This window comes from Variovorax sp. 05L425, from assembly GCF_056397705.1.
Genome location: NZ_JBFTNY010000007.1, coordinates 83,989 through 98,359, shown reverse-complemented (window position 1 = coordinate 98,359; position 14,371 = coordinate 83,989). Strand labels below are relative to the sequence as shown.

The window sequence follows — 14,371 nt, the reverse complement described above, 5'->3', positions numbered from 1 at the left end:
CCAACCAACGAAAGAAGGAGCACTCATGGAAAAGGTCATTCTGTACGTCGACGACGCAGCCTACGCGCGCGAGTTTCTCGCGAAGATGGCAGCCGAAGGAAACGGCAGGGCTCCACGACACTGGGTGCTGGTGGCCTGCGCTCCGCGCATGACACATCGCATCAGCAAGTGGGTCAGCCACAGCGCGCGCGAGAACTGGCGCAGCAAATGGTTCGCCAAGGTGCAGGAGCAGTTGCTGCCGGCGATGCAAAGCGAAGCAGGCGATGTCGTCACGCCGGTTCTTGCCAAGGGGCCGCTGGCCGAACTGACCAAGCGGCTGAGGCTGGAGCATGGTGTGGCGCAGGTCATCGATGCGCGCCGCCCGAAGGCGGGACTCGACCTCGAGCCGGTGGCAGCCGATGTGGCGCCACCCGGCCGCCAGGGCTGGGCGCTTCCGAGTGCGCTGTTGGGCATGGGCGCGTTGATCATGCTGGCGAACGAATTTGCCGACTGAGCCCGCGCCGGTCGAATGCGCCTCCTCATCAAATGGCTGCTCAGCGCGCTTGCGCTGCTGGCAGTGACCTATCTCTACAGCGGCGTCCAGGTGACGAGCTACGGCTCGGCGCTCCTGGCCGCGGCTGTGATCGGCTTGCTCAACATGTTCGTGCGGCCGGTGCTGGTGGTGCTCACGCTGCCGGTCACCATCGTCACTCTCGGGCTGTTCCTGTTCGTCATCAACGCCCTGCTCTTCTGGGCGGCGTCAGGATTGCTGTCGGGCTTTCACGTCAACAGCTTCCTGGCAGCGCTGATCGGGTCGCTGCTCTACTCGCTCCTCGGGCTGATCATCGAATCGGCGCTGGGCGGTTTGTTCGCCCGGAGTTGACTATTCAGTTGACTATTTGAGAGGCGGCTCGGCCGCCTGCTCCCTCACCAGAGCTTCCACCGCACGTGCGCGGGTGTCGATGATCGACGCTTCGTAGTTGTCGATGGGCTCGGATCCTGCCGCACCACGCGCGTTGGCGCGTATCAAGTCCTGCGCCGCCTTGAGTCGGTCACGGGCGGCCGGATAGTCCAGTATCGCGACGCTGGATTCCGCGTCTGCACGTATGGCGCGAACCGAGTCGTTCTGGGCACCGTACAGAGTGGCCAACGTGTGCCAAGCGGTCGCGTCGTGTGGATGCGTGGCGACCCAATCGCGCAACGGCGGAATCATCGGCCCCGGGTTGCGCACCGCGACGGCTGCCTGCGCGGCAAGCAGCATTTCCGGCCGGTCCTTGGCCTTGGGATTGAGCAGCGCCTGCGCCGCAGGGGCCGCGCCTGCGGTCAGTTCGATCTCGGCGGAAAGCAATCGCGCCAGGCGCGCTGACGGCGCATCGTCCGCGGTCCGCGCGATGAGCCGCTGCGCAAGGGCGCGGGCCGCCTTGAAGTCACGCAGTTCGCTCGCGGACATGGCAGCTGCGTAAAGAATGGCGGCCTGTTGCGCCGGCGAACTGCGGGCAAACTCGCTCGCCGATGCCGCATCGACCCAGAGCCGCAGCACATCGACGCCCGGTCGCGTCAGCACCCTTGCGCGGGCGGAAATCATGGCGTGATCCATCATCAACGGGAGGGCGGCCGACTTGCCGGGCTGAAGCTGGAAGCGCGACTGCATGTCAGCGATCCGCTCGCTGGTCAGCGGGTGGCTGCGCAGGTAGGGGTACGACCCGTTGTCGTTCAGCCGCGATGCGTACTGGAGCTTCTCGAACATCGACGCCGCGCCCTGCGGCGCATAGCCCGCCTGGGTCATCACGCCGAAACCGATGCGGTCGGCCTCGCGCTCCATGTCGCGCGAAAAACTGAGCTGGTTCTGGGTGAAGGCGGCCTGGCTGCCCATCATTACTGCTTGGCCGGCATCGGGGTTGCGACTCTTGCTCGCGGCGATCACGCCGAGGATCATGCCCGCGAGCATCAGCGGAAGCTGCTTGCTCTGCTTGGTCATCGTGCGCGCAATATGGCGCTGGGTGACGTGGGACATTTCATGCCCAAGCACTGTCGCGAGCTCGTCGCGGCTGCCGACAATGGCGATCAGCCCCAGGTTCACGCCGAGATAGCCGCCGGGCAACGCGAACGCATTCACGTCTCGGTCGCGGCCCAGGATGATCGTCCACGCAAAGCGCTCATCGAGTTCGGGCGTGAGTTCGCCGCGCGTGCGCGCCGCCGCGAGCAGGCGCTGCCAGATGTCATTCACGTATTCGACCAGCACCGGATCGTCGATGTAATCCGGGTCGCGGTATAGCTCGCGTGCGATCTGGTCGCCAAGGTGGCGCTCGGCGGCGGCGGTCATTTCGCCGCCATCGCCCATGCCAGGCAACTGCTGGGCGCGGACGGGGGCCGGCAACGCCAACTGGGCGGCGATCACCAGGGCGGCGCAAAGGGATCGCAGCGGACGGCGGGCGGGTCTCTGCGGTCTGGAGGATTCAGAAATCGGAGTCAAGCGCGGCATTCCTCATCAACGGCTCGGGCTCGTATGATGCGGCACTCCGCAGAACGTTCATAGTTGACATACTCCACCGCCCTAAAGGACGGGGATTCCCTCTGCAGGGGTTCCATGTCCGGAACCGCGCAACAAGATATTCTTGGCGGCGTTCACGTCGCGATCGTGCTCCGCGCCGCAGCCACAAGTCCAGTTGCGCTCATTCAGTCCCGCACGCCCTTTCGGGCCGGCGACTACGCCGCATGCGTTGCAGGTCTGGGTACTCCACGCCTCGTTTACTTCTTCGTAGCCCGCGCCATGCGCAATCGCCTTGTACGCGAGCATCTGTCGGAAGGACGACCACGATGCGTCCAAGACGCTCTTTGCCATCCTGGTCTTGGCAAGTTTTGCGGAAGATACATTGCCGACCGCGATGTAGTCGAACTCGCGCACGATGCGCATAGAGAGCTTGTGCAGGAAGTCCCGTCGCCTGTTGGCGATCTTCGCGTGCACATTGGCGACCTGACGCTTTTTGCCCGCGCGCTGGGCGGTTGCCAGCTTTTCTTCGAGTTGGCGCAAGTGCGCCGGGTTGTTGATCTTCTCGCCGGTGGACAGTGCGGCGAAGTCCTTCAGGCCCAAGTCAATACCAACGCCGTTGCGGATCTCCCGCGCCTGACCCTCGGGCACCTCAATGCACACGTTCAAGAACCAATTACCGCGGGTATCTTGCGCGAAATTCGTGCCGTCCTTGATCTTTGCGCCTGGGGGCAGTGGCCGGCTCTTGAAGACCTTGAACTCGCGGCCATGGAAGTGGAAACCCCTGGGCGTTTCCTTGACGTCGCGACCTTTCATGGGCACCCAGCCCAGCGATTTCTTGTGGCTGCGGTAGCGCAGGAACGGACGCATCTTCTGGTTGCGCGACTTGGCATATTGTTCACACACCGCGTTGACGGTGCCAGAGTGCACTCCGAGCTCCCTGCTGCTTCCGGTGGTGAGCTTGTTCAGATCGAACCCGGTGAGCCAACGCCGGCCAAAGCGCAAGGCGTCCTTCTGTCGGTCGTTGCAGTAGTTGAAGACGAAGTTCACCGCTCGGGCTTGCCTGGAAAGCAGGCCTGTCAACGACTTGACTCGATAGCGGTAAACGACCAACATGCGGCCGATTGTAAAAGATTGGTCTGCTCGGATGTCAATTCAAGACTTGCGCAGGGAAAGGCACTCGATTTCGAGGCTCGTCATTCATTTGGTCTGCGTGACAAAGTATCGGCGCAAGGTGTTCGACGACAGGGCGCTCGCCTGGCTGCAAGTGCACTTCGCCAGGGTCTGCACGACGATGGGCGCGCAGCTCATCGGATGCGACGGAGATTCGGACCATGTTCACCTTCTGATCGAGTACCCGCCCAAGCATTCCGTGTCGGTGCTGGTCAATGCGCTCAAGGGCACATCCAGCCGGTTGCTCCGCACAGAACGCCCCGACCTTGCCGGACGCTACTGGAAAGGCGTTCTCTGGTCGCCGTCCTACTTTGTGGTCAGCGCCAGCGGTGCGCCGCTGGAGACCATCAAGCAATTCGTCGACAGCCAGCGCGCCCGTCCAACTCCCTAAGCGGCGCCCTCTACATCCCCGGCCTGAAGGCCAAGATTTCTCGGAGTTTTCCATGAGCACCCTCACCCATTTCGATGCCCAGGGCCAGGCGCACATGGTCGACGTGGCAGCCAAACCCGCGACCCATCGTGTGGCCGTGGCGACGGGGCGTATCGAAATGCAAGCCTCGACGCTGGCCTTGATCGAGTCCGGCACGGCGAAAAAGGGCGACGTGCTGGGCGTCGCCCGGATTGCGGGGATTCAGGCGGCAAAGAAGACCAGCGATCTGATTCCGTTGTGCCATCCGCTGGCGCTGACGCGGGTGGCGGTGGCGTTTGCGCTTGGCGAAGGGGAAGTGCCGCAGGTTAATTGCACGGCGACGGTGGAGACTGTCGGGCCCACCGGGGTTGAGATGGAGGCGCTGACCGCTGTGCAGGTGTCGCTGTTGACCATCTATGACATGTGCAAGGCGGTGGATCGGGGGATGACGATCACCGGAGTGCATGTGCTTGAGAAGCATGGGGGCAAGTCGGGGAGCTTCGTCGCAAAGACGTGAGCTACCGATCCAGGAGGAGTAAGCGCGGTTTCCGGCAGCTCACCCTGCTGTGCAACCTGGGCTGCAGCTAACTCTCGCGTCCACATTTTTGACTCTCCGGCCGGACATCCCGACCGACGACACACGTTCTGGCATCCCGAGCAGTAACAGCCGCAAGGGCTGCTGACGCTCACCGTGCGCGCACTTGCGATGTGCGTGCCATCCAAAGGCTCCGGCGCCCGAGCACATTGCGATTTTCCGCAGTTTCCGACTCATCAACTGATGAACGGCCGCATCCAGAGGTCGGACGGCTTTGAGTTTGAAAGCCCCTCGTGACAATCTGTGACGAACGTCATCGCGCCTTGCTTCCTCTCGTTCGAGCATGGCAGCTGAATGCCACGGCTCTCTCCTTTTGTCGGATCAATGTTTGCGCGCTATTACGCCGATTCATTAATGGACACTGCACCAATGAAATTACTCAAATTCAAGAACGCGGCGAAAAAATTAAAGACTCAAAGCGGATTTACGCTGATTGAGCTCATGGTAACAGTTGCAATCGTGGCCATTCTTTCCATGATTGCCTACCCGAGCTACACAGATTACCTGCGGCGAGGTCAAGTCCAAGAGGCGCCAAATAATTTGGCCAGTTATCGGACTCAGATGGAGCAGTATTATCAAGACAACCGCACCTATGCGTCCGGCGGCGGATGTGGCATCACATTGCCTGCCGCTCCTCTCGTTAAAAATTTCACCTACGCTTGTCAAACGGCCAACGCGGGACAGACATATACGGCGACGGCGACCGGTGTTACCGGTGGCTTGGTAGCTGGCCTTGCCTATACGGTTGACCAGCTCAACAATCAAGGAACGACCTGCACAGGTTGCGCGTGGAATTTCAGCGGAACCCAGACGAGTTGGGTCATGAAAAAGCCATGAAACTCATCGTCCGCGAACGCATGAGGGGATTTACCCTCGTTGAGTTAATGGTGACAGTCGCGTTGTTCGCATTGTTGTTCGCGCTCGCATATCCCAGCTATACGAGCTTTATTCAAAATGCGCAAATTCGTACCGCCGCCGAATCCGTCTTAAACGGGCTGCAGCTTGCTCGCGCTGAAGCAATACGTACAAACAGCAACGTTCAATTCAATTTGCTCAATACCTCCAGCGGCACCGCCGTGACTGGCGGCACGGACTGGTCGGTCATGGCAGCAGCGCCAGCTACGCCCACGGTGTTCGATCAGCAGGTCCAGACCCGCAGGGAAAGTTCGGCGCTATCCCAAGCTCGCGCGGGCGTTAGAACCACAGTGAGCACCACCGCCGCCAATCCAGGCGCGGGCATGCCGGCGACCATTGCGTTTACGGGGCTGGGACGCTTGACCACCGCAAGTACCGCACGGCAAATCGACATCACTGGCGTCGCTGGAGCTCGAAGGCTCGCCATTGTCTTGGCGCCAGGCGGTGACGTCAGGCTTTGCGATCCGACAATTTCCCTGGCCACTAATCCGCAAGGCTGCTCATGATGCGTAAATCATCGCTCAAAGCCACGCGCACGCCACCCACCGCGCAGCGCGGCGTCATGCTCCTCGAGGCACTGGTAGCAATTGCCATCTTCTCTTTCGCGATTCTGGGTATCGTGGGTCTGCAAGCTACCGCGATCCGCACGGTGCGCGATGCAGACTATCGCGCCAAAGCAAGCCTTTTTGCAAATCAGATCGTGGGGCAGATGTGGCTCGATCGATTTAACGTTCCGACCTATGCGTTGAATTCCGGTTCGGCCGCCTGCGGCATCGGCGGCAATGCCACGGGCAATGCGGTTGTGACGAGCTGGATCAACGGACTTTCCGATTCGACCAATCCAGGCTCCTTGCCGGGCGCAGCCAATTTGCAGCAGCAAATTGTCGTTGGCCCGAACAATACCGTCACCTTGACGCTTTGTTGGCAAAGCCCGCAGGACGTCACGCCTCATAACTTCACGCTCACGACGCAGATTCAGGGCTGAAAAAATGTCAAGACTTCAGCACATCAAGCGCCAGCGGGGATTCAGCCTCGTCGAAATTCTTGTCGGCATGGTCGTGGGTCTCGTTGTCACGATCATCATTTATCAGGTGATCGCGACGAATGAGGGCGTCAAGCGAACAACCACGTCGGGTGCGGACACCCAGCAAAACGGCCTCTTCACTCTTTCTGCCGTCGAGCGGGACGTCCGTGCCGCCGGCTGGGGCATCCCAAGCGCAGGCGTCATGACTTGCAGCACGTACTTCACCTATATCAACGACGGCACGCTCAACGGTCCGGTTCCGAACTTTCCAGTCTCACCGGTCCGGATCGCCGACGGCGGCACTGCGGCCGGGGCATCCGACAGCGTCACCCTGCTGTGGGGCACGTCGGTGCGAGCCAACGTGATGGATGCGCTGCTGCAGAACGTCACGGCCAATCCCACCGGCACACCCACGGCCAACCTTCAGCCCACCACCGCGGTCGGCCTGTCGACAACGGGCGGATTCGTTTGGCTGACCGATGACATCGGCAACTGCGCGTTGACGCGCATTACCGCCTCAGCGCCGAATGGAGCCAGTCCGGGCACTGTGATCCTCTCTCACGATCCGGCCACCGGCACCGCATCCGCGCCCAGCTACAACCCGCCAGCAAGCTATATGACTGCCCAAGGCTGGCCAATTACGTACAACACGAATCCGCGCATCTACGACCTCGGCGCGCTCACTCAACGCACCTACTCCGTGGTGAATGGCTCGCTGATCTCGCAAGACTATTTCAGCTCGACCACCCAAGTTCAGGTGTCGAACAACATCGTCAGCCTCAAGGCGCAATACGGCATCAGCGACGCGGGCAGCCAGGTCGTCAACAACTGGGTAAGCGCGACCAACGGCGGCGGTGCGGGAAACTGGGCCACGCCTTTGGTGGCGGACCTCAAGCGAATCAAGGCGATCCGCCTCGCGGTGGTTGCACGCAGCCCCCTGCGGGAAAGGTTGGCTCCCGGTGCCACCGCATGCACGACCACCACCGTCGCGCCCACGAGTTGGCCCGGCGGCCCCGCCATCGATCTGAGCAACGATCCGGATTGGCGCTGCTATCGATACCGCACCTTCGAGACCGTAGTGCCGCTTCGCAACGTCCTTTGGGCCAATCTGTCATGAACTTCGCCAACTCTTCCCCGGTGCCGACGGTTCGCCCCCGGGCTTTGCGCAGCCGCTATCGCAACGCACAGCATGGCGTCATCGTTTTCATTGCCTTGATCGCGCTGTTGGTGCTTTCGCTGGCGGCCGTCGCGCTCTTGCGCTCAACCGATACGGCAGGCGTCATCTCAGGCAACGTCGCTTTCAAGGAAGCGAGCACGGGTGCTGCCGACACGGGCGCCGAACGAGCCTTCAACGCATTGCCCGCGCTCGCCGTGGCCGATGCAGACGTGCCCAACAGGTACTTCCGCCTCATGCAAGCGGTGGACGCCAACGGCGTGCCCAGCACGATCAACTGGACCAATGTCCCCTGCTATGACAACGTCGGCGGCGCCACCGCCATCAGTTGCACCGACGAATCGGCCTACCGCGTGCAATACGTCATCGACAGGCTGTGTACCACCGCGCCGGCCACGACCGACCCGGTCACTTTGCTCACAAGCAAATGTGTCGCCGGACAGCCATTTTCTGCAGGTGGCGGCTCAGTGGGCAACGACATCAGCAGCCATGCGCAGACCACCAACGTCCTCGGCAGCCTGACGCCACCACCGCCTACGCGCCCAACCATCCACTACCGGGTGACGGTGCGCGTCCTGGGTCCACGAAATACAAGCAGCATCGTCCAAACAACCATCGAACTGCCCTTCGGTTGATCACGGCCGTCACAACAACGAGTACGCACCATGCATCCATCGCTTAAAAAAACATCGAAGGGCATCATTTCATTGATGGTGCTCGCGCTGATTGCTCAACCTTTTCATGTCCTCGCCGCAACGACGGATTTGACGGACGTTCCTTTGGCGGTGCAGAGCGGTGTCAAGCCGAACATCCTCTACACGCTGGACAACTCCGGCAGTATGGAGTGGGGTTCGATCACAGGGGCAGACGCGACAGCTGAATACACAAACGGCAATAAAGACATGCGGGCGTACTACTCGCCCACGTTTAATCAGTTGTATTACAACCCGGCAATTACTTATTTGCCTGGCGTTAAATATGACAGTACCGCCACAACGTTTACCTCATCGATGGGAGCTAGCCCTACTACAACTGCGCGAATCGATCCGTATGCGACGACGTCGGGCGTTACCGGAACTCTGGATCTCACTTTATCTTGCTGGAACACCTCCACCCCTCCCAGCTTGCCGCGGTACAACGCCAGCAGCTTTGCGACCAATAGCAGCTGTTCAGCGACGACGACCACGTCCAAGACGACACAATACGCGCGCTACGCCTTCTATTACGTCTGGAAAGGCACTGGAACAGAAAGCGGAAGCTCAGGTCAAGACACGGACAGCAACTACAACCGAGTCGAAATCATCAGTACATCGGGTCCCTTCGCCAAAGCCGCCACACGAACAGACTGCGGGGACAGTACGGTTACGTCCTGTACCTACGCACAGGAAATACAGAATTTCGCAAACTGGTTTACGTACTATCGCACGCGCATTCAGACGGCAAAAACTTCGCTAGGGCTTGCATTTTCCGCGCTGGACGCAAAGTCACGCGTAGGATTTGCCACGATTAACGACAACAACTCAAACGACAATATAACTGCAGCTAACTTTGTCGCGCTTTCTGATTTCAACAGCAATCAGAAAAACACTTGGTACACCAAGCTTTATTCCATCAATCCAAACGGCGGTACCCCGTTGGTTGCAGCACTCGATCGTGCTGGCCAATATTTCCAATCAGGAACGATGACAGGTGGTACTAAGACGGCTCGCACCACGACGGTTCCCTTGTCTTGCACGCCTAACTATTCGATTCTTTCGACTGACGGCTATTGGAATGGCACCGGAATTAAAACGGCCGGAGATCAGGACACGACCGTTCCAACTCTGCCGGCCAACGTCTACACGGATGCCGATACCGGAGCAACGATCAATGACCCCGTCGCCGGCGCACCGCTGGTCAAAGGGCAGAATTTTCCCGCCCCCTTTTATGACGGCAAGAAAGCCTCCAACACTCTTGCCGATGTGGCAATGAAGTACTGGATTACCGATCTCACCGGTTCTTCAGCGGGAAAAGTGACGTCCAATGCGTCCGATCCGGCCACTTGGCAGCACATGACGACCTTCACGATTGGTCTTGGTGCCAACGGCACTCTTACCACGCCGCCAACAGGAACTGGCGGCTGGCCCACGCCGGTCGCAGACACCAACACCGCCATTGACGACCTCTGGCATGCAGCGCTCAATGGCCACGGACAATATTTCAATTCCAAGGACCCGGCCAAGCTGCAGATTGCGCTCGCATCCATTCTCAATGACATCGCCAACCGCACAGGCTCCGCTGCCTCGGTGGCTGTCAGCAACCCCAACGTCAAATCGGGTGACAACACCGCCTTTGCGTCCAGCTTCAATTCGGGTGCGTGGTACGGCGACCTTCAAGCCTTTGCCATCGACCTCAATACGGGCTTGTTGGCGGACACCGCGCTTTGGTCGGCTCAGTCACTGCTGGACAGCAAGGTATTCAGCACTCGCTATATCGCCAGCTTCGACGGCAGCGCCGGCGTGGCGTTCACAACGACTGGGTTGTCCGCCAAGCTGTCGCGCCTGAATTCACCTTCTACACCGCCTGGCCCGACCGACAATGCGGCGGTGATTTCGTATTTGCGGGGAGCTCGAAGCCTGGAAGGTGATGGCAGCGACAGCACCAAACCGTATCGCAAACGAACCCATGTGCTGGGCGATATCGTGGATGCCGAACCGACCTACGTGCCAGCGCCGCGCTCCAGTTACACCGACACCGGATATGCGATCTTCAAGGCAGGCACCGCAGCAACGCGCACCAAGGTGGTTTACCAGGGCGCCAATGACGGCATGCTGCACGCATTCAACGCCGACACCGGCGCAGAACTGTGGGCCTATGTGCCGGGCAACTTGCTCGACATGAATCTTTCAACGACCTATACCTCGACAAGCTCGCTGGTGGGCCTGACGCAGCAATCGTTGTTCCAGCACCGCTTCTTCGTGAATGGCACTCCCACGGCCACCGACGTGGACCTCAGCAATACGCAGGCGAACCAACCCACACCTCCGGCCGCCAACTGGGCCACGGTCCTGGTCGGGGGCTTGGCCAAGGGCGGCCGCGGTTACTACGCCCTGAACGTGACCAGCCCTGACGCAACCTCGGATGCATCGGTCGCCAGCAAGGTGATGTGGGAGTTTCCGAACGCGAGCACGGCCGCAGCCGTGCGGAACAACATCGGCTACACCTACGGCACACCGCTCAATGTGAAGACCAAGGCGGCGGGCTGGGTCACCCTCGTGACCTCGGGCTACAACAATGGCTCCACGACGGGTGGCGACGGCGCTGGCCACCTTTACGTGCTGAACACCGCGACGGGCGCGTTGATCAAGGACATCAGCACCGGTGCGGGATCGGGCACGAACCCCAGCGGGCTGGCCAAGATCAGCGCCTTCCTGGCGAATCCCGGTGTCGATGACACGACCGACTATGTCTACGGTGGAGACCTTCTCGGCAATGTCTGGCGTTTCGACCTTACCGATGCCTCGACCAGCAATTGGAACGTGAAGTTGCTGGCGACGCTGGTGGATTCCAGCGGAGCGGCTCAACCGATCACGGGATCGCCGGAGCTCGGCGTCGTGAAGGACAAGCGCATGGTTTACGTGGGCACCGGTTCGTATCTGGGGACCTCCGACATTCCGGGTACTTCCGGCGCAAGTGCCAGCGCCACTCAAGCGCAATCGATGTATGGCTTGTTGGACGACAAGTCGCCTACGCCGACGATTACCCCGTTGCGCTCACAACTCGTCGGGCAAACCGCAGTCGCATCTGGCACCAATATCAACGTGACGACAAATCCCGTGGATCTCACGACCAAAAAGGGTTGGGTGTTGGATTTTGCGACCACGCCCGCCGGCGAGCGCTCATATACAAGCCCCGTGCTATTCCAGGGTGTTCTTGCGTTTACGACGAACATTCCTTCGAGCGATCAGTGCGCGCCCGGAGGGAGTTCGAATCTCTACTTCCTCAATTACAGCAACGGCAACTCCATACCCAACCTGACCAGTCGCTATGTTGGCAATGTGCTGGCAAGCCGCGTGCAGCCCGAGGGTCTACCCAATGGAAAGGTCAAGATTCTCGTGCGCACGTCTGATGGCAAGACCAAGGTCTATGACGTAGCGGTGCCGTCTTCGACCAATCCGACTCGGATCATGTGGCGGGAAGTGATCACGAATTGAGGTCGGGCGCATCTGACGCCTTTTTTGGTGACGGACAACCGGCTTGATCAAGGCGGCCAATGGCGCCCGATGAATCTCATCGGGCGCTTTCAGTTTGGGGATTGGTGGGGGCATTGGTGGTTGTCGCTTGAGCGCGCCGCCAGCATGCGAAGCTCGCGCGGCACATCCAGCACCCAAGGTGTGCGTGCTGCAGCGGCCTACTTGAGAACGCGTGCAGTTGCGTGCGCCCAGGCGTGGGGGTGGCGCAGGCGAACGGCGCGAACAAGCCCAATTACCGTGTCAGAGCGTGCACGGCGTTGCTACTTATGGCTTGATAGTTGACGCCCCAATAGAGATGAGCCCCCGACACGCTCAGTCGCGAGACGAGCTTTTGCGAGACGGCTTGCCCAAAGGGTGTTATCCGACACGCACCCCGGTCTGTCCTCGGGACATCGAGCACGGCCTCGAGCAGCCGCGCGCCTCGTTGGCCTGCAGCTGAATTTCAAGCGCCTTGATCTTCTGCTCGCGTCAGCGGCACACGCGCTGGAGAAGAATTTTCATCTGCATTGACATAGGCAGTCTCGAATGATGTCCTAGACCCCCGGCCTTGCTGGCCGTGCTTGCGCAGCCACAAGCCACATCGCCATCATCGAGCGCCTTGGATGCCGTAGCGCTCCTGCATTTACTTTGTGGCTGAGGCCGCCCTTTTGCCGAAAGCTTTAAAACCCAGCGTGTAGTCCGCTGGGCAAGCGTGACGCCCGATTCCATTGACTTGCCTTTTCTTGGTTGAAAAGACGTCGACCCTTCAGGGCGAGTCAGCTACAACGAAAAAAGCCGCCCGAAGGCGGCTTTTGTTCACAGAGCCGAAGGGCTTAGCGGCATTCGGCCGGAGCGTACTTGGCAGGCATCGTGCCGACGGTACGAGCACCCAGACCGCGAGTCGTCGCAGTTGCATTGCCAAGGGACGCGCAAGCCCAGTCGACCGGACCGGTAGCCGTTGCCAGCGCAAGGCTGTTCACATTCGGCGAAAAGATGATGGTCGTAGCAGCAGCGTCCGCGGGCAAGCCAGACGTCGCGGCTGCAGCGGTGGTCACGGTGATGGCGCCAGTCGCTCCGTCGATCGTGATGTCGCCGACGAACTTGGATTGCTTTTCAGCCGCGGGGCGAGCGTTGTACTCCGTCGCAGCGGCAGCGACGCCGGTCAGGCCGTCTGTGGTGAATGACTCCGACACGAGGGTCTTGGCGGTCGTTGCAGCGGTAATCGCTTCTGTGATCTTGGCGCGCACGGTGTAATCCTGATACGCCGGCAGAGCGACAGCGGCCAAAATACCGATGATCGCAACGACGATCATCAATTCGATAAGCGTGAAGCCAGCTTGTGCGCGGCGGGCGATGGAACGACGGTTCATTTCAGTTACTCCAGGTTGGTTTTGAGGGCCCGAGGCGAGCCCTCGGTGCGCTCATGTAACCGCAGCATCCATGCCATGCCGCCATATCCCTCCTAAAGCCCCTCGCACCGCCAACTTGTTCACGTTCGAGTTACAACGTGTGACAAATTCTGTTGCAACTGGCAGACGGCAGATGACATTTTTGTCACCCCACGCACAAGTCTCGTCAGACCGCCAGGATTCCAGCCGTCTGCAGCCACCGAATGTCCCACCCCTTCTTGCCCTGCCCTTGCGATCCATCCGCCAACAGGTCGATCTGGCTCATGATCTCGCCCGTCTCCGCCGGCTTGGTGTGGGTGATGTAGATCGGATAGTTCTTGCCCACAGCAATCTGCGCCAATTCCCCCGCCAGCGACGCCGGCGAAAGATGCAGGCTCCGCTGGGCCAGTGCCTGCTCCCGATTGCTGAATGCCGTCTCGATCACCAGCATCGCCACATCGAGCTGATTCACCCGATCCCAGAACGGCGCGTTGCGCTCCGTGTCCCCGCTAAAGACCCAATTCGGCCCGCCTTGCGCGCTGCGAACCGCATAGCCGCAGGCCGGAACCGTATGCACGGCAGGCAGCACTTCAATGTGCTTGAGCGCCGCAGTCCCCAGTTGCAGCTGCTGCCCAATCACCAGGTCATGAAAACTGACGAACGGCGCCTCGCGGCTCGGAATGCTCGCGAAATCCGGCCAGATGACGTTGTTGAAGACATGCGCACGCAACGCCTCGATGGTGGCCCGCAATGCATGTACACGCAGCGGCCGCGTACGAAGGTTCGCGACAGAATCAAGCATCAGGGGAAGAGAGGCGACGTGATCGAGATGCGAATGCGTGAGCACCACATCGTCGATGGCAGCCATTTCCTTGAGCGTCAGATCACCAACGCCGGTGCCGGCGTCGACCAGCAGATCGCTGTCGACCAGGAAAGAGGTCGTGCGGCAGTCCTTGGCGATGGCGCCGGAGCACCCCAACACACGCACCTGCATTTAGCGAGACCTTTGACCTTT

General features: G+C 60.4%; 14 protein-coding genes. 10 read left to right on the top strand and 4 right to left on the bottom strand.

The genetic code is table 11. The features are described from left to right. Nucleotides 1-25 precede the first annotated feature (25 nt). Together AC1DN9_RS10445 and AC1DN9_RS10440 are read left to right on the top strand one after the other, a co-directional pair. The gene (locus tag AC1DN9_RS10445) at nucleotides 26-493 is read left to right on the top strand and encodes a hypothetical protein (RefSeq protein WP_478099780.1); all 468 of its coding nucleotides are present in this window, start codon (nucleotides 26-28) and stop codon (nucleotides 491-493) included. Between the two features lie 15 nt (nucleotides 494-508). After that, a complete protein-coding gene (locus AC1DN9_RS10440) occupies nucleotides 509-862 on the top strand; it encodes a phage holin family protein (RefSeq protein ID WP_478099778.1) in 354 nt (117 codons plus the stop codon). Nucleotides 863-874: 12 nt separating this feature from the next. On the opposite strand, the gene AC1DN9_RS10435 is transcribed toward AC1DN9_RS10440, so the two are convergent. Next, entirely contained in the window at nucleotides 875-2,461 is a 1,587-nt protein-coding gene (locus tag AC1DN9_RS10435) for a M48 family metalloprotease (RefSeq protein WP_478099776.1), read from the bottom strand. Between the two features lie 72 nt (nucleotides 2,462-2,533). Next, entirely contained in the window at nucleotides 2,534-3,583 is a 1,050-nt protein-coding gene (locus tag AC1DN9_RS10430; RefSeq protein ID WP_478099774.1) for an RNA-guided endonuclease InsQ/TnpB family protein, read from the bottom strand. Between the two features lie 31 nt (nucleotides 3,584-3,614). Here AC1DN9_RS10430 and tnpA point away from each other — a divergent pair, with 31 nt between their 5' ends. The 8 genes from tnpA to AC1DN9_RS10390 all read left to right on the top strand — a co-directional run bounded on the left by tnpA (nucleotide 3,615) and on the right by AC1DN9_RS10390 (nucleotide 11,950). Then, nucleotides 3,615-4,031, top strand: coding sequence for an IS200/IS605 family transposase (gene tnpA, locus AC1DN9_RS10425; RefSeq protein ID WP_478099771.1), 417 nt, complete (start codon nucleotides 3,615-3,617; stop codon nucleotides 4,029-4,031). Between the two features lie 52 nt (nucleotides 4,032-4,083). Next, the gene (gene moaC / locus AC1DN9_RS10420) at nucleotides 4,084-4,566 is read left to right on the top strand and encodes a cyclic pyranopterin monophosphate synthase MoaC (protein ID WP_478099769.1); all 483 of its coding nucleotides are present in this window, start codon (nucleotides 4,084-4,086) and stop codon (nucleotides 4,564-4,566) included. Between the two features lie 372 nt (nucleotides 4,567-4,938). After that, on the top strand, nucleotides 4,939-5,481 hold the full coding sequence (locus AC1DN9_RS10415; RefSeq protein WP_478099767.1) for a type IV pilin protein: 543 nt from the start codon (nucleotides 4,939-4,941) through the stop codon (nucleotides 5,479-5,481). Continuing rightward, nucleotides 5,478-6,065, top strand: coding sequence for a GspH/FimT family pseudopilin (locus AC1DN9_RS10410; protein WP_478099765.1), 588 nt, complete (start codon nucleotides 5,478-5,480; stop codon nucleotides 6,063-6,065). Before AC1DN9_RS10415 ends, AC1DN9_RS10410 begins: the two co-directional genes overlap by 4 nt. After that, nucleotides 6,062-6,544 (top strand): type IV pilus modification PilV family protein, encoded by a 483-nt coding sequence (locus tag AC1DN9_RS10405; protein ID WP_478099762.1) that lies wholly within the window; start codon nucleotides 6,062-6,064, stop codon nucleotides 6,542-6,544. The genes AC1DN9_RS10410 and AC1DN9_RS10405 overlap by 4 nt, the downstream gene beginning before the upstream one ends. 4 nt (nucleotides 6,545-6,548) lie before the next feature. Beyond that, on the top strand, nucleotides 6,549-7,700 hold the full coding sequence (locus tag AC1DN9_RS10400; protein ID WP_478099760.1) for a PilW family protein: 1,152 nt from the start codon (nucleotides 6,549-6,551) through the stop codon (nucleotides 7,698-7,700). Beyond that, a complete protein-coding gene (locus AC1DN9_RS10395) occupies nucleotides 7,697-8,392 on the top strand; it encodes a pilus assembly PilX family protein (RefSeq protein ID WP_478099758.1) in 696 nt (231 codons plus the stop codon). Before AC1DN9_RS10400 ends, AC1DN9_RS10395 begins: the two co-directional genes overlap by 4 nt. A gap of 30 nt (nucleotides 8,393-8,422) precedes the next feature. Continuing rightward, entirely contained in the window at nucleotides 8,423-11,950 is a 3,528-nt protein-coding gene (locus tag AC1DN9_RS10390) for a pilus assembly protein (protein WP_478099756.1), read from the top strand. 851 nt (nucleotides 11,951-12,801) lie between these two features. Here the strand turns inward: AC1DN9_RS10390 and AC1DN9_RS10385 are convergent. Further along, nucleotides 12,802-13,338 (bottom strand): pilin, encoded by a 537-nt coding sequence (locus AC1DN9_RS10385; RefSeq protein ID WP_478099754.1) that lies wholly within the window; start codon nucleotides 13,336-13,338, stop codon nucleotides 12,802-12,804. Nucleotides 13,339-13,543: 205 nt separating this feature from the next. Then, nucleotides 13,544-14,350, bottom strand: coding sequence for a 3',5'-cyclic-nucleotide phosphodiesterase (locus AC1DN9_RS10380; RefSeq protein ID WP_478099752.1), 807 nt, complete (start codon nucleotides 14,348-14,350; stop codon nucleotides 13,544-13,546). Nucleotides 14,351-14,371: the final 21 nt, after the last annotated feature.